Source organism: Streptomyces sp. NPDC049627, from assembly GCF_044465645.1.
Classification (GTDB): Bacteria; Actinomycetota; Actinomycetes; order Streptomycetales; family Streptomycetaceae; genus Streptomyces.
In genome coordinates this window covers 61,195-74,655 of record NZ_JBITLW010000006.1, presented here as the reverse complement: position 1 = coordinate 74,655, position 13,461 = coordinate 61,195, and the positions used below count along the sequence as shown (strand labels likewise).

Genomic DNA, 13,461 nt, shown 5'->3' with positions numbered 1-13,461 from the left:
GCACCCCGCTGGGGGCTCCGTCAGGTCCCCTGGGTAACTCCTGTGACCGGTCCGCATCACTCGGACAACAGCTCCCAGACCGAGTCGAACCACTTCTGCATGCTCTCCACGAAGACCGTCCCCGAGGAGTTCGGGTCGTCGTCCTTGACGTGATGCGTGAGCGTCGCACCCAGGCCCAGCACGTCGAGGGCGGTGATCTCCTCACCGGGTTCCAGTTCGATCTTCCGCTCGATCACCTCGTACGGTCCGTGCAGCGCTTCGGCGCCGTTGAACAGGTAGAGCTTGAAGGCCGGAGTCAGCGGTGCCCGGCGGATCTCGACGTCCACCGACGGCACCCACCCCTCGGTCTTGAGGGCCCCCAGCGACTCACGCAGCGATTTGGTGTGGCGCTGGGTGATGTCGTGCAGTCGCTCACGCAGGCGCGGGTCGTCCTCGTCGTCCTTGACGCGCGGATAAGGGAGAGGGTGCTTCTCGGTGGGAAGAAGCATGCGCAGGGTGATGCGCCGAGGGCTGATGGAGCGACCGCGGATCCGGTCGGCCTGCTGCTGGATGCGCCAGTACAACGACTCCGACGTCAACGTATAGACGTCCAAGGTCACTTCGGGCTGCTCGAAGGCCTCGCTGATGAGGGACTCCAGCGTGATGCCCCGGCGCGACCTGGTGGCCTTGGGCGTCGGGGACTGTATGCGCTGGATCTTGATCACCTTGGAGCCGCTGCCCTGCCGCGACTCGATCCAGCCTTCGTCGACCAGTTCCCGCAGTGCTCGCTGGACGGTGTCCCGGGAGACCTCGAACTCCTCCGCGAGGTCACGCTGGGACGGCAGGAAGGAGCCCAGCGTGTACACCCCGTCGGTCATCCGCGCGCGCAAGTCGTCGGCAACCCGCTGGAATTCCCTGCCGCCGCTGTCGCCGGTCTGCTGTGCCTCCACATGCGGACCGTACCGCTTTCGGTCCACCGGCAAACCAGCCGCCAGGCAACTCGGCCACCAAGTGGACCAGTTGGTTAAGGGATCTACCGAGTAGGGCAGACCACCTTCAGGCCAACCAGTCCAATTGGACGGCTGGTTGAAGAGTTGCAGGAAAGCGGAAGGTGGGTGGGGAGATGCTCCTGCTACAAGTCACCCGGGGGCTCTTAGAGCTCGTCCTGGGCATACAGGCGCAGACGAAGCTGGGAGTCGTCGGCGTGCTGCTCCTGCTGGCGATGGGCGTCGGCATGCGGGCGCGGCGGGCCGGTCTGGCCGTGGGGGCCGCCGTCCTGTTCGCGTGGCTGATGATTCAGGCCTGAGCCCGGACCAGTGTCAGCACCGACCACAGCGAGTCCACGACGGAGGTGGCTCCGGCCTCCCGCAGCAGCTTGTCCTTGCGTGCGTTACGCGCGTAGCCGAGGAACGGGACGCCGGCGCTGTTCGCGGCCACGAGGTCGGAGGGCGTGTCACCGATCATCAGGGCGGACGAGGGAGCCGCCCCCATGGCGCTCAGGGCCCGGTTGAGGCAGTGCGGGTCCGGCTTCAGGTGATGGAGATCCTGGGTGCGGCCGTAGACGTGAGGGCTGAAGCAGGGGAGCAGCCCCCGGCCGTTCAGATAGGTGCGGACCACTCGGGGCGAGTTGTTCGTGGTGATGGCCAGCCGGGATCCGACCGCCGTCCAGGTGCGTATCAACGGGTCGGCGTACGCGGTGGGCATCGCGGAGGACGTCGCCCGCAGTTCTTCCTGGGTGAGACGTTCCTCCAGCTCCGCCACCAGGTCACTGCCGGGGTGCCGACGGTCGACGGCGCGCAGGACGACGTGCGGGTCCAGGGACTCTCGTTCGTCCTCTGCCAGCAGCCCGTGCAGCCCCCGCCCCTCGAGCCACTCCACCAGGTCGGTGGCCACCCGCTCCGCCGAGTGCCCGGCGAACAGCCGGCAGATCGGCCCGTCGAAGTCCCAGAGCACGACGCGGGCGTGCCTGATCAGTTCCCGGAGCTGCTCCGTGTCGTTCTCGGTCTCTGCGGTCACCGGTTCAGTCTGCTGCTTCGTATCAGAAGTCACTAGGAGAGTGTCAGGTCAGTGGTGATGGTTTCCCAGAGGGCGTCGAACCACTTCTGGGATTCCTCCACGAACGCGGCGTCGCGCCCCCCGGCCCGCCTCAGGAAGGAGAACAGGACGGACTTCGAGCCCAGGGCGTCGTACATGTCCAGCGTCTCGCTCTCGTACTCCTCCTGCCGCTCGGTGAGCACGTAGTAGCCGATCAGCGCTTCCTCCTCGTTGAGGAGGTACAGCTTCACCGGCGGGGTGAAGGGCAGCGCGCGGAAGGTGACGCGGACGTCGATGCCGTGGGTGGAGCGCACGGCCTGCAGGTTGTACCGCAGCACCTGCGCCTGGGCGTTGCGCATCGCCAGCCAGCGCTGGTGGACCAGGTCGCCCTCGCCGCCCTCGACCGGGACCGGGAAGGCGAGATCGATGTCCCGGGAGGGCAGCAGGATGCGCACGTCGATCGACTCGGGGTGGAGGGTGCCCTCATGGATCAGGCGGATGGGCTCACCCAGGGCGAGCATCAGGCTCTCGGCCGTGAGACAGGCGGCATCGATGCGCACGTGCGGGGCCGAGAACGCCTCGGTCAGCCGTGGCGCGAGCCCGACCATCGTCGGCTGCGGCCCCTCCCGCCCCGGCGACGACTCGGCGATCCGCGGCGGGCTGCCCCTGCTCACGTTGGTGAGCAGGCCGTCCTCCTGGAGCGCGCGCAGGGCCTGGCGTACGGTGCCTCGCTCCACGCCGAACTCCTCGGCCAGCTCGGCCTGGGTGGGGAGGCGGTCGCCCGCCTTGAGGTCGCCGACGCGGATCCGTTCCCGCAGGATGTCGGCGATCTCCTGGGGAGAGAGTCTCCTGCTGCCGTTCACTGCCACGTTCTCCTGAGTCACGACCAAACGCTACAACTTTGCCCCATCTACGGGGAGTTGTTTGCGGCTTGTTTCAAAGTAGGGGCCAAGTGGGGACAACTTAGTCAGAGTTGGCGTCAAGTTGGTTGAGTTGGCGGAAGTAATCCTTCCATCCCCGGAAGCCCGAAGGAGGAAACACCGATGCCCGTTCTCGCACTCCTCTCCGCCGTCTTCGTCGTCGGCGTCGAGCAGACCCTCCAGTGGAAGTACGGAGCCACCGGCATCGTCGGCCTGCTGCTGCTCACCATAGGCATCAAGGCCAAGAGCCCGGCAGTCAGTTCGATCGGGGCCGTCGTCCTCGCCGTCCTGGTCTCGGGGCCCGCCCTATGAGCCATGCGCACCACCGCGCCACAGCACACGAACACACAGGTCACACGCAGTGGGGGACGATCAGCTCGTGAGCACCAGCTCCGAACTGATCGTCTCCCACAGCGCGTTGAACCACACGTGCGACTGCTCCACGAACGTCGTGTCCCGCAGCCCGGCCCCCTGCTCGAAGGCGAACAGCATCGACTGGATGCCCGGGGCGTCGTACATCTCCAGCTGCTGGTGGTCGATCTCCACCTCGCGGCGCGTCAGGGTGTAGTAGGCGAAGAGCGCCTCCGTGCTGTTGAGCAGGTACAGCTTCACCGGCGGAGTGAACGGCAGCGCACGGAAGCTGACCCGCACATCGATGCCGTGCGTGGCACGCAGCGCCAGCAGGTTGTGCTGGAGCACCTGGCCCTGGGCGTTGCGCTGGGCGAGCCAGCGGCGGCGTAGCTCCTCGTCGACGTCGTCGGCCGAGGCGTCCACCGGCGTCGGGAAGGCGAGATCGATGTCCCGGCTCGGCAGCAGGACGCGGACGTCGACCTTGGCCGGTTTCAGCTGTCCGGCGTGGATCTGGCGGAGCGGCTCGCCCATGGCGAGCGTGAGGGAGACCGATGTCAGGCACAGGGCGTCGATCTCGACGTGCGGGGCGGCGAAGGCGGCGGCGATGCGCGGGGCGAGCGCCACCATGGTGGGCTGCGGAGGGGCTCCCGGGCCGGTCAGCGCCTTGCCCAGGTCGGGGGCGACGGTCGCCGGCGCCCCTTTGGACACGTTGGTCAGCAGGTGCTCCGACTGCAGGATGCGCAGGGCCTGCCGTACGGCTCCCCGTTCGACGCCGAACTCGTCGGCCAGCTTGGCCTGGGTGGGCATGCGCTGGCCGGGCCTGAGCTCGCCCGAGGTGATCCGGGCGCGCAGCTCGTCGGCCACCTCCCGATGTGACTTCTGTGGCCGCTGCGACCTCTTCCGTCCATTGACGGAGGCGTGTTTCGGCTCCACGACCAAACACTACAACTTCCCGCCATCTTTAGGCAGTTCCAGGGAAGGTGGTTATGAGACGCTTCCAAGCGGTCATAACTACAGTGAAGTTGGTCGCCAACTTAAGCAACATGGTCAAACTTCAGGAAGGTTGGCCACATGCCGTTCCTCTACGTCGCCGTCGCTGCTCTGGCCATCGGATTCGAGCAGCTCGTGCAGTGGAAATACGGGCCGATGGGCATCGTCGCCTTCCTCGCACTGTCCATCGGCATCAAGGCCAGGAACACCATGATCGGCGGCATCGGCGCGGTGATCCTCGTCATGCTGTTGGCCCAGTAGGGACCAGGTTCGGCTGGCCGGGCTCCCTTCCGGAGGGGAGCCGGGAGCCCGGTCGGTCAGCACAGCCACAACTGAACACCGACAACCGAACATCGACGGCACAGCCACAACCGAACACCAACCGCATACGCACAACAACCACAACCGAACAGCTCGCTACGGATGAGCAGACCTGTCACCGGCAGAGAGGGGACCTCAGAAGATGTCCGGGCACCAAGGCCGCCTGGACGTACGCAGCAGGGCGTCGGCCACCCGGGCGGCGCCCGCTCGCTGTTCCTGCACCCGTCCCAGCGCGGCCAGCCTTACGGCGGACTCGTCGCCGAGCCAGAGGCACGCCAAATCGGCGACGTCCAGGGTGAGTTCGGCGGCAGCGGTGGTCGGCGTGCAGGACGCCCCGTCCGCGGACGCCTCCAGGCGATACCGCCCACCGGTGAACCCGGCTCCGTCCACGACCTCCAGCACGAGCGTGCCCTGCCCGTCGTACGTCCGGGCCTCCAGAGCCCGTACGACATCCAGGATCCGCACCCACAACCCGTCCGCCAGCGTCGTGATCCGGGCGGCCCGCGGATCGGGCAGGCAGAGGGGCAGCAGGTCGTCGGGGGACCGCCTGCCGCTCTTCACCGTCATGATCCAGTCGATCGAGCACAGGTAGCGCCACAGGGCGCGCTCGGCGTCCGGTGCCGTCGCGATCAGCCAGTTCACGGTGGCCGTGTTCTGCGGCCGCATGCCGTCGCCCCAGCGGTCGTCCGCCGTGTACGACACCAATCCCTCGACGTCGCCGGCCGCCGAGCGGTACACGGCGAAGAAGGGCTCGGTCCACGGCTCCCTGTCCAGGCGCAGCACACCGGTGTTGACCTGCCACCAGCGCTCGTCCCGGTCGACGGTGCCCGGCTGGATGTGGCGCATCCGCTCGAACAGCTCCGGGCCGATCTTGCGGACGTCCGCGCCGTCCACGATGTCGATACGGCCGCCGTCGTCGGGGCCGGACCATCGGGGGTCCAGGCCGGTGCGGGGGACGTCGACGGTCCACTCGGCCGACCAGGTCGCGGGGCCGAAGCCGTAGCGGCCGTAGATCGGGAACTCTGCGGCGATCAGGGTGGCGACGACGTCGCCGCGGGCCTTCGCGGCCGCCAGGTCGTGGGCCATCATCCGGGTGAGGAGGCCGCGGCGGCGGTGGGTGGGGGTGACGGTGACGTTCGAGATGGCGTCGGCGGGGACCGGGGTGCCGCCCACGGCGGTGAGCTCCTGCGGGAAGGAACGGAAGGTCGCGACGCAGCGGCCGGTGTCGAAGGCCCCCAGGGTGCGGGGCGGGATGACGTACGACGCGCGGTCGGCGATCTCCTGGTCGGAGACGTCGGGGGTGCGGAGGAAGCCGGTGTTCAGGGCCCGGGTCCAGTCGGGGAGGTCGGCCTCGGTGATGGGGCGGACGTCGATGGGGGGTTCGGGGCGGCTCATGGGGCCCACGGTAGGTGGGCGGGAGCGGGGTGTCGCCCGAGTTTTCTCGCCCCCGCCGCCCCTACCCGTCCCATCCTTGCCCCGCTTCGGCCCTGAAGGGGCCTCGTCCTCAAACGCCGGACGGGCTGGATGATGCGGGCCGGCATCGCCCCAAGGGGCGCGGGGAACCGCGCGACCAGCCCCCACCGACCGTCCGTCGCGCACTCGGCGTCAACCACCACGGCGCGAGCGAAGCCCTTACACATCGACTACGTCAGCAGATCCTCCACCTGTGCCTCCCCGTCCCGGTACCGCCGCGCGATCTCCGCGCTGCAGTCGTCCGCCGTCCGCTGCAACCGCTGACGACGCCCCGACACCTGCTGCTCGTACCGCACGAGCCGGCCCATCGCGGTGTTCAGCTCCGCATCCGTACGTGCCTCCAGGTCCGACAGCTCCACCTCGGCGAGCATCTCGGCGGCCAGCCGCCGGTACTCCTCGCTCTGCGGGGTGCTCAGCGTGACATGGCGGGCCGAGGAGCGTTGGCGGGCGGGGGCGTCGGTGAGGATCTCCGGGAGGCGATCGACGACGGAGGCCGCGCCTGCCGGGGAGCGCCGCGCCAGTTCCGCGCGGAGGATGTCGATCCGGCCCTGCAGCAGCCGCCGTACATAACTCAGGTCCGCCTCGTCGCGGTGGGCGTCCCGGCGCAGGGTGCGCAGCTCGGGCAGGCTGAGCAGGGTCAGGTCCTGCTCGGGCGGCTCCGCGGGCAGCCGCGGCCCCGGCTGGGGGCCCGGATCGTCGGCGGTACGCTGCGTGGGCGGCCGGATGCCGACCGGCTGATCCCCGTGGGTCAACACGACAGCCCCAGGTGGCTGCCCGGTACTCGGTGTGCTCATGTGCCTCTACCGTCCCCTCGACCGGCGCGTGGAAGCATGGTGCCATCCCAAGTGGCCGCTATGTGACCGAGTGCCCACGAACAGCCCCAGATGGGGGGTTAAGCAGCCAAAAAGAGGCCCCCAAAGAGGTCTCCCCCAAGCTCCTCACCTGGCACCTTCGCGCACACGGCATGATGGCGGCATGCGAGCTGTGGTGCAGAGAGTGGACGGCGCGAGTGTCGTCGTGGACGGCGAGACCGTCGGGGAGATCTCCGGCGAGGGACTGTGCGTGCTCGTCGGGGTCACGCACGAGGACACCAAGGAGAAGGCGGCCCAACTCGCCCGCAAACTCTGGTCGATCCGCATGCTGCACGACGAGAAGTCCTGCAGCGACATCGACGCCCCGCTCCTCGTCATCAGCCAGTTCACCCTCTACGGCGATGCGCGCAAGGGCCGCCGCCCCACCTGGAACGCCGCCGCGCCCGGCGACATCGCCGAGCCCCTCGTCGACGAGGTCGTCGCCCAGCTCCGGGCTCTGGGCGCGACCGTGGCGACGGGCCGGTTCGGCGCGAAGATGCGGGTCTCGCTGACGAACGACGGCCCGTTCACCGTGCTGCTGGAGATCTAGGCCTCCACGACGACTTCCTGGGCCGCCGCCGTGTCCCCCGCCACCAGCCGTGCGTCCACCGGCACGTTCCGCTTCACCAGGGCGAGGGCGACCGGGCCGAGTTCGTGGTGGCGGACGGATGTCGTGATGAAGCCGATCTTGCGGCCGTCGGGGCTCTCGTCGGCCAGCCGGATCTCCGTGCCGTGCGGGGGGAGATGGACCTCGCTGCCGTCGAGGTGGAGAAAGACCAGGCGGCGCGGAGGCTTGCCCAGGTTCTGGACCCGCGCCACCGTCTCCTGGCCGCGGTAACAGCCCTTCTGCAGATGCACGGCGGTGCCGATCCAGCCCAGCTCGTGCGGGATGGTGCGGTGGTCGGTCTCGAAGCCGAGGCGCGGGCGGTGGTGCTCGACGCGGAGGGATTCGTACGCCAGGAGCCCGGCCGCCGGGCCCGCCTTCCCGGCGTAGGACTCCAGGTCCGCCCGCGGGAGGAACAGGTCGCGGCCGTACGGCGTCTCGCGTACGGCGACGCCCTCCGGCACCTCGGCGATGGAGCCGGCGGGCAGGTGCACGACCGCGAACTCGGCCGTCCGGTCGGCGACTTCCACCCGGTAGAAGAACTTCATCGACTCCAGGTAGGCGATCAGCGCGTCCTGGGTGCCGGGCTCGACGTGGGCCCAGACCGTCGCGCCGTCGTCCACCAGGTACAGCGCGTGCTCGATGTGGCCGTGCGCGGAGAGGATCAGGGCCTCGGTGGCCTCGCCCGTCGGCAGGTCGCTGACGTGCTGGGTGAGCAGCAGATGCAGCCAGCTCAGCCGGTCCTCGCCGGAGACGGTGACGACTCCGCGGTGCGAGAGGTCGACGAATCCGGTGCCCTCGGCGAGGGCACGCTGCTCGCGGAACAGATCGCCGTAGTGGGCGGCGACGCCTTCGTCCACGCCCTCGGCGGGTACGGCGCCGGGCAGGGACAGCAGAGGGCTCTTCATACGCTAAGCCTACGACTCGGTAGTTGAAGTCTTGCCGTTCGTGACTTTCCGTGCACAGTCCTTGCACCGGCCGAAGATCGCGAAGTGCTTCATGTCCGTGTCGAACCCGAAGGTCGCACGCAGCTTCGCCGTGAACTCGGCGGCCACCGACACATCGGCCTCGATCACGTTCGAGCAGTCACGGCACACGAGGTGGATGTGGTGGTGCCGGTCCGCCAGGTGATACGTCGGCGCTCCGTGCCCGAGATGGGCATGGCTGACCAGCCCGAGCTCCTCCAGAAGCTCCAGGGTCCGGTACACGGTGGAAATGTTGACCCCCGACGCCGTCTTCCTCACTTCCACGAGGATGTCGTCGGGGGTCGCGTGCTCAAGGGTGTCCACGGCTTCGAGCACGAGTTGCCGCTGCGGCGTCAGCCGGTAGCCGCGCTGCCTGAGGTCGCTCTTCCAGTCGGTGCTCACCACACCGACGAGTCTAGAACTACTCGAACGGCTGCCTGCTCGAAGTAGGCCTACTTGGAGAAGGCCTACTTGAAGAAAGCGATCCCGTCGTCCGGCAGGTCGTCCGGCAGGGCCTTGGCCCAGCGCTCGACCTCCTCCGGGGTGACGACCTTCTTCAGGTGCGCCGACATGTAGGGGCGCAGCTCGACCTCGGGGGTCTGCTTCTCGCCGACCCACATCAGGTCGCTCTTGACGTAGCCGTACAGCCGCTTGCCGCCGGTGTAGGGCTGGGAGGCGGCCGTGCGGGCCACCGCGTCGGTGACCAGGTCGATCTGCGGCTTCTTGTCGGCCAGCTCGCCGTACCAGATCTCGATGACGCCGTCGTCGCGGGTCATCGTCACCTCGACCTTGCGCTGGGCATCGATGCGCCAGAAGCCGTGCTCGGACTCCAGCGGCCTGACCTTGTTGCCGTCGTTGTCCAGCACCCAGGTGTGGGACCGGTACTCCAGGAAGTCCCGGCCGTCGTGCGTGAAGGCGACCTCCTGACCGAAGTTGCACTTCTCGGAGCCGGGGAAGTCGTGCACACCCGCGCCGGCCCAGTTGCCGAGCAGAAAGGCGAGGGGGACGAGGTCCTTGTGGAGGTCGGACGGGATCTCGATCATCAGCGGAAGTTCCTGGACGTGGTCGGTCAGCGCTGGCCCTGGTACAGCTTCTTCACGGTCAGCCCCGCGAAGGCGAGCACGCCGACGCAGACCAGGACCAGCAGGGTTTCGAAGAAGATCTCCACGGGGTGCTCCTCGGTTGAGCGGGGTATGCGGGTACTGCACAGGGCCGGGCCCCAGCTTACGCGGCCGGGACCCGGTCCTCCGTGTGAGGTGTGCCCTCGGGGGGTCCCCCAGGTGGCTCAGCCCAGGAGCAGGCTCTGCGACATCACCGTCTGCTGGAAGGGGACGGCCGCGGCGGTGCCCTTGCGGGACTGCACGACCAGGGCCACCACGTCCCCGCAGACGATGTAGGCCTGCCGGACCTGCTCGGGCCCGTACGGCTTCGACTCGTCGTAGGCGAAGCGGCGCACGCCCTCCAGCGAGGCGGCGGCCGGGAACCCCTTGTCGTACTCCGCCTCGGCGGCGCCCCGCAGCGCGTACACCGGGGCGTCGTACTCGGTGAAGTCATCGAAGATCACGTCGGCGACCTCACCGGTGTCGAACTGGAGCAGGTAGACACCGGTACGGGTGCCGTCCGGGGTGGTCCAGCCGCGGGCCGCGACGTGCCGCAGACCGAAGTCGGTCAGCCTCTGGCCGGCCTCGCTGCGGTCCTTGCCCGTCGCGTACACCGCCAGGAAGTCCTTCGTGGCGAGCCAGCCGTCGTCGCCGCGCAGCGCCTTGTCCTCGGTGGCCCGCTCGGGCGCCGGGAGCAGCAGTGCGCGCAGATCCGCGTAGTGGGCATTGGCATGGTTGTCCACCGCGAGCGGTGCCGGGCGGCCGGCGGGCAGCGGCGGCCGGGTGAGCTCCGGGTAGGCCCAGCGCCCGTCGGACTCGGTGGCGAGGCCGGGGACGTCCGTCCGCTCCATCCGCGTGATCCCGTATGCCGTACCGGCACCGAGCACGCCGAAGACGGTGACCGCGGCGGTCCAGCGGCCGACGGCACGCAGGACACGGCGGTTCTTCCGGGCGGGGGGTGGGGCGGGGGCGTCCGACACCGCCGGTGGCGGGGTCTCCGCCCGGCTCTCTGCCTGGGTCTCGGTCTGCTCGGTCATACGGCCTGCCCCGGGTCGTCGATGCGGTCGAGTTGTGCGGTCAGGAAGGTGGCCACGGCCTTGGTGTCCAGCGGGCTCGGGCCGCTGGCGCTGACGCTGACCAGCACGTCACCGACGTATGCCGAGCAGAACAGGCGGTCCAGGTCCTGCTCGTCGTCGGCCTCGGGTGTCAGGAAGCACCGCGCCTCCTTGTGCCCCTTGACCGTCGGCCCCTTGCGGAAGAGGTCGTTGGCCGCGAAGAAGGAGTTGAACGACGTCGAGAGCCTGCGTACGGCGTCACGGTTGGCCATCCGCGTCAGCGTGACCTGGGCCGTGAAAGGGGCCTGCTCGTCGAACGCGTAACCGTCGAGGAGCAGGTAACTGCGCATCGCCATGCCCTCGACGCGCTGCTTGTCGACCTCCTTCTCCAAGACCTTGCGCGTGGAGCGGGGCAGGTCCTTCAACGGCTCCTTGCGCACGGCGACGGCCTGCTGCTCGTCGAACTCGACGTCGGCGCCATGCCGCCCGATGTCGGGGCCGCGCTTGTAGCCGGTGGCGTCGAACGGCACGAAGAGGGCGCTCAGCGATCCCGCCTTCGGCTCGCCCGCGGCCTCCTCCTTGGCGACCTTCGGCTGCTCCCAGGTCGGCTTGCCCGGGTCGCGGTCGGCGTTCCGCACGGTCACGACGGTGTGGCCGACACCCGCGACGAGGGCGGCGGCCAGCAGTGCGGTTCCGGCGACGGCGGCGATACGGCGACGACGCACCGGCTTGTTGTCGGTGGCCTCCTTGTGGTCGCTCACAGCTTCTCCATCTGCTGCCGGGCCAGGTTCATGATCTTGGCCTTGGGAATCGGCTTGCTGTCCCAGATCCGGATCTCCATGCAGATGTCACCGCGCCAGGCGTACGCCTCGGCCGAGTACAGCGGGAGGTAGCCGGGCTTGCGCTCGGGGGTGTCGTGGACGAACACCGTCCCGTTGTCCTCTCCGGTGCCCGGGAGGTGCCAGCTGCGGGTGTCGTCCTCCTTCTCGGCCCAGTGGGTGCCGTTCTCGGCCCATCCGGCGGCCGACAGCTTGTCCTCCTGGTGGAACTGCACCAGGAACGACTCGGCGATGTATGTCTCGCCGACCTTCCACGAGACCGTGGCCGCCCGGCGGAACTCGTCACTGGCGAGCCTGCTGAAGGTGCCGGACGGCCCGCGGTAGAGATCCGCGTACTCGGCGAGACCGACCCAGCCGTCGGAGCCGGCTTCGTTGTCGGTGTCCTTCGCTCCCTTGGGCCGCTCCACCAGCAGCTTCCGCAGGTCGCCGTCCGTCTTCACCCGGCGGTCCCGGGCGGCCGACAGCAGCTCGGGCTCTCCCTCGGCCCGGCCGATCACGGGCTGGGACAGCGGCGGCAGCTTCGTCGGCTCGCGGTCGGCCTGGATCAGGTAGCCGGTACAGGTGCCTGCCAGGACACCGAGCACCGCGGCGGCGGCGATGAGCAGCGCCGTACGCCCACGGCGGCGCGGGCGCGGTGTGTCGACTTCCACATCACCATCGACATCGACTTCTTCGGGTACTTCCAAGAGGTCCCCCACGAAAGTGAAGCGCGCGTTCCGTATGACGCGCGCACAGGAGACTCATGGCCAAGGCTCGGGGTTGCGCGGAGCCGCAAAGGAGTTGATTACGATTCGGCCATGGCGAAGAAGCTCGTGATCAAGGTGACGGCGGGGGCCGACGCCCCCGAACGCTGCTCCCAGGCCTTCACGGTGGCCGCGGTGGCCGTGGCCAGCGGCGTCGAGGTGTCCCTGTGGCTGACGGGCGAGTCCGCCTGGTTCGCCCTGCCGGGCCGCGCCGCCGAATTCGAGCTGCCGCACGCCGCCCCGCTGCCCGACCTGCTCGACTCGCTGCTGGCGGGCGGACGCGTGACCCTGTGCACGCAGTGCGCGGCCCGCCGGGACATCACGGAGAAGGACGTCATCGAGGGCGTACGGATCGCGGGCGCGCAGGTGTTCGTGCAGGAGGCGCTGGGGGACGAGACGCAGGCGCTCGTCTACTGAGACGGCCGGGACGGGTGAGCCGCCTCTCGGTGTCGGCGACGCCGAGGGCGCCCGGGCGGCCTGCCCTTCTTCACCGGTGACTCCTCGGTCGAGGACACCGGCGTCCTCAGGGGAGCAATCCCTCTAGTGGGGGCGCTTCTTGCCGTCCAGCTCGTCCCACCACTCGTCGGACTGCGGGTCGCCGGACGGGTCGTCCCACCAGCGGTCCTCCGGCCCCCGCCGGTTGGCGACCATCGCGGCGAGCGGCGGGATGACCATGGCGACGACGCACATTCCCACGGCCACCGGGACCGACCAGAGGCGCACGACACCCCAGGCCAGGACGAAGAGCGCGATGCACGTCCCCATCATGGCGAAGTAGATGTGACGTCGCCGTGCGTACATACGTCCAGAGTAGGTCCCTCCTGCCGGGGCGCCCGGGCACGGCAAAGGGCCGCACCCCGGGTGTCCAACCCGTGGGGTGCGGCCCTTCGGCTGCTGGGTCGCTCAGACCGCGATCGCGACCTCGGCGAGGGCGCCCTTCTCGGCGACGACGACCGTGCGGTCGGCGGTGGCGCCGGGAACCAGGGCGCGTACGGTCCAGGTGCCCTCGGCCGCGTAGAAGCGGAACTGGCCCGTGGCGGAGGTGGGGACCTCCGCGGTGAACTCGCCGGTCGAGTCGAGCAGACGGACGTAGCCCGTCACCGGCTCGCCGTCGCGGGTCACCTGACCCTGGATCGTGGTCTCACCGGGCTTGATCGTCGAGGCGTCGGGGCCGCCGGCCTTCGCTCCACACATGTCTTTCTCCAAGAGGGGTCTGACCGGAAGGAAGGCCGGTCG

Annotated in this window: 19 protein-coding genes; 5 read left to right on the top strand and 14 right to left on the bottom strand. The window is 69.3% G+C overall.

Translation table 11 applies throughout. From position 1 onward, the window contains the following. Positions 1-56 precede the first annotated feature (56 nt). A complete protein-coding gene (locus ACIBU0_RS17380; protein ID WP_398818528.1) occupies positions 57-929 on the bottom strand; it encodes a GntR family transcriptional regulator in 873 nt (290 codons plus the stop codon). A gap of 173 nt (positions 930-1,102) precedes the next feature. Here ACIBU0_RS17380 and ACIBU0_RS17375 point away from each other — a divergent pair, with 173 nt between their 5' ends. Beyond that, positions 1,103-1,285 carry a hypothetical protein gene (locus tag ACIBU0_RS17375; protein ID WP_398818525.1) on the top strand — a complete coding sequence of 61 codons (183 nt, stop codon included), beginning with the start codon at positions 1,103-1,105 and terminating at the stop codon, positions 1,283-1,285. On the opposite strand, the gene ACIBU0_RS17370 is transcribed toward ACIBU0_RS17375, so the two are convergent. Further along, on the bottom strand, positions 1,276-1,995 hold the full coding sequence (locus tag ACIBU0_RS17370) for an HAD family hydrolase (protein ID WP_398818522.1): 720 nt from the start codon (positions 1,993-1,995) through the stop codon (positions 1,276-1,278). The two genes, ACIBU0_RS17375 and ACIBU0_RS17370, sit on opposite strands and share 10 nt — an antisense overlap. Before the next feature lie 32 nt (positions 1,996-2,027). Continuing rightward, positions 2,028-2,903 (bottom strand): GntR family transcriptional regulator, encoded by an 876-nt coding sequence (locus ACIBU0_RS17365; protein WP_398818519.1) that lies wholly within the window; start codon positions 2,901-2,903, stop codon positions 2,028-2,030. Positions 2,904-3,056: 153 nt separating this feature from the next. Here ACIBU0_RS17365 and ACIBU0_RS17360 point away from each other — a divergent pair, with 153 nt between their 5' ends. Continuing rightward, positions 3,057-3,245, top strand: a complete 189-nt coding sequence (locus ACIBU0_RS17360) for a hypothetical protein (RefSeq protein ID WP_398818516.1) — start codon at positions 3,057-3,059, stop codon at positions 3,243-3,245. Positions 3,246-3,305: 60 nt separating this feature from the next. On the opposite strand, the gene ACIBU0_RS17355 is transcribed toward ACIBU0_RS17360, so the two are convergent. Then, positions 3,306-4,223 (bottom strand): GntR family transcriptional regulator, encoded by a 918-nt coding sequence (locus ACIBU0_RS17355; RefSeq protein WP_398818513.1) that lies wholly within the window; start codon positions 4,221-4,223, stop codon positions 3,306-3,308. A gap of 132 nt (positions 4,224-4,355) precedes the next feature. Between ACIBU0_RS17355 and ACIBU0_RS17350 the strand changes: the two genes are divergently transcribed. Further along, complete coding sequence (locus ACIBU0_RS17350; protein WP_398818510.1) at positions 4,356-4,535, top strand: hypothetical protein; 180 nt, start codon at positions 4,356-4,358, stop codon at positions 4,533-4,535. Positions 4,536-4,730: 195 nt separating this feature from the next. Here ACIBU0_RS17350 and ACIBU0_RS17345 read toward each other — a convergent pair whose 3' ends face one another. Further along, entirely contained in the window at positions 4,731-5,990 is a 1,260-nt protein-coding gene (locus ACIBU0_RS17345; RefSeq protein ID WP_398818507.1) for a GNAT family N-acetyltransferase, read from the bottom strand. A gap of 248 nt (positions 5,991-6,238) precedes the next feature. Beyond that, the gene (locus ACIBU0_RS17340; protein WP_398818504.1) at positions 6,239-6,862 is read right to left on the bottom strand and encodes an aerial mycelium formation protein; all 624 of its coding nucleotides are present in this window, start codon (positions 6,860-6,862) and stop codon (positions 6,239-6,241) included. A 181-nt stretch (positions 6,863-7,043) separates the two neighbouring features. Here ACIBU0_RS17340 and dtd point away from each other — a divergent pair, with 181 nt between their 5' ends. Next, positions 7,044-7,469 carry a D-aminoacyl-tRNA deacylase gene (gene dtd, locus ACIBU0_RS17335; RefSeq protein WP_398818501.1) on the top strand — a complete coding sequence of 142 codons (426 nt, stop codon included), beginning with the start codon at positions 7,044-7,046 and terminating at the stop codon, positions 7,467-7,469. Here the strand turns inward: dtd and ACIBU0_RS17330 are convergent. The 6 genes from ACIBU0_RS17330 to ACIBU0_RS17305 form a co-directional block, all read right to left on the bottom strand. Next, positions 7,466-8,431: a YgfZ/GcvT domain-containing protein gene (locus ACIBU0_RS17330; protein ID WP_398818498.1), complete on the bottom strand. Its 966-nt coding sequence runs from the start codon at positions 8,429-8,431 to the stop codon at positions 7,466-7,468. The genes dtd and ACIBU0_RS17330 overlap by 4 nt on opposite strands. A gap of 9 nt (positions 8,432-8,440) precedes the next feature. Further along, positions 8,441-8,893, bottom strand: a complete 453-nt coding sequence (locus ACIBU0_RS17325) for a Fur family transcriptional regulator (RefSeq protein WP_398818495.1) — start codon at positions 8,891-8,893, stop codon at positions 8,441-8,443. 62 nt (positions 8,894-8,955) lie between these two features. Continuing rightward, complete coding sequence (locus ACIBU0_RS17320; RefSeq protein ID WP_398818492.1) at positions 8,956-9,531, bottom strand: FABP family protein; 576 nt, start codon at positions 9,529-9,531, stop codon at positions 8,956-8,958. A 242-nt stretch (positions 9,532-9,773) separates the two neighbouring features. Further along, complete coding sequence (locus ACIBU0_RS17315; protein WP_398818489.1) at positions 9,774-10,625, bottom strand: hypothetical protein; 852 nt, start codon at positions 10,623-10,625, stop codon at positions 9,774-9,776. Beyond that, positions 10,622-11,404, bottom strand: coding sequence for a hypothetical protein (locus tag ACIBU0_RS17310; RefSeq protein ID WP_398818486.1), 783 nt, complete (start codon positions 11,402-11,404; stop codon positions 10,622-10,624). Before ACIBU0_RS17310 ends, ACIBU0_RS17315 begins: the two co-directional genes overlap by 4 nt. Further along, the gene (locus tag ACIBU0_RS17305; RefSeq protein ID WP_398818483.1) at positions 11,401-12,132 is read right to left on the bottom strand and encodes a hypothetical protein; all 732 of its coding nucleotides are present in this window, start codon (positions 12,130-12,132) and stop codon (positions 11,401-11,403) included. The genes ACIBU0_RS17310 and ACIBU0_RS17305 overlap by 4 nt, the downstream gene beginning before the upstream one ends. A gap of 147 nt (positions 12,133-12,279) precedes the next feature. Here ACIBU0_RS17305 and ACIBU0_RS17300 point away from each other — a divergent pair, with 147 nt between their 5' ends. Next, positions 12,280-12,642: a DsrE family protein gene (locus tag ACIBU0_RS17300; protein ID WP_004000117.1), complete on the top strand. Its 363-nt coding sequence runs from the start codon at positions 12,280-12,282 to the stop codon at positions 12,640-12,642. Positions 12,643-12,765: 123 nt separating this feature from the next. Here the strand turns inward: ACIBU0_RS17300 and ACIBU0_RS17295 are convergent, their stop codons facing one another. Beyond that, entirely contained in the window at positions 12,766-13,026 is a 261-nt protein-coding gene (locus ACIBU0_RS17295; RefSeq protein ID WP_398818480.1) for a DUF3099 domain-containing protein, read from the bottom strand. A gap of 102 nt (positions 13,027-13,128) precedes the next feature. After that, entirely contained in the window at positions 13,129-13,419 is a 291-nt protein-coding gene (locus tag ACIBU0_RS17290) for a DUF1416 domain-containing protein (RefSeq protein ID WP_004000115.1), read from the bottom strand. Positions 13,420-13,461: the final 42 nt, after the last annotated feature.

Bases quoted from the DNA above. Each gene is read 5' to 3' on its own strand.
- ACIBU0_RS17320 (WP_398818492.1), bottom strand. From the start codon at position 9,531: ATGATCGAGATCCCGTCCGACCTCCACAAGGACCTCGTCCCCCTCGCC.
- ACIBU0_RS17360 (WP_398818516.1), top strand. From the start codon at position 3,057: ATGCCCGTTCTCGCACTCCTCTCCGCCGTCTTCGTCGTCGGCGTCGAG.
- ACIBU0_RS17315 (WP_398818489.1), bottom strand. From the start codon at position 10,625: ATGACCGAGCAGACCGAGACCCAGGCAGAGAGCCGGGCGGAGACCCCG.
- ACIBU0_RS17295 (WP_398818480.1), bottom strand. From the start codon at position 13,026: ATGTACGCACGGCGACGTCACATCTACTTCGCCATGATGGGGACGTGC.
- ACIBU0_RS17375 (WP_398818525.1), top strand. From the start codon at position 1,103: ATGCTCCTGCTACAAGTCACCCGGGGGCTCTTAGAGCTCGTCCTGGGC.
- dtd (WP_398818501.1), top strand. From the start codon at position 7,044: ATGCGAGCTGTGGTGCAGAGAGTGGACGGCGCGAGTGTCGTCGTGGAC.
- ACIBU0_RS17340 (WP_398818504.1), bottom strand. From the start codon at position 6,862: ATGAGCACACCGAGTACCGGGCAGCCACCTGGGGCTGTCGTGTTGACC.
- ACIBU0_RS17300 (WP_004000117.1), top strand. From the start codon at position 12,280: ATGGCGAAGAAGCTCGTGATCAAGGTGACGGCGGGGGCCGACGCCCCC.
- ACIBU0_RS17290 (WP_004000115.1), bottom strand. From the start codon at position 13,419: ATGTGTGGAGCGAAGGCCGGCGGCCCCGACGCCTCGACGATCAAGCCC.
- ACIBU0_RS17345 (WP_398818507.1), bottom strand. From the start codon at position 5,990: ATGAGCCGCCCCGAACCCCCCATCGACGTCCGCCCCATCACCGAGGCC.
- ACIBU0_RS17350 (WP_398818510.1), top strand. From the start codon at position 4,356: ATGCCGTTCCTCTACGTCGCCGTCGCTGCTCTGGCCATCGGATTCGAG.
- ACIBU0_RS17330 (WP_398818498.1), bottom strand. From the start codon at position 8,431: ATGAAGAGCCCTCTGCTGTCCCTGCCCGGCGCCGTACCCGCCGAGGGC.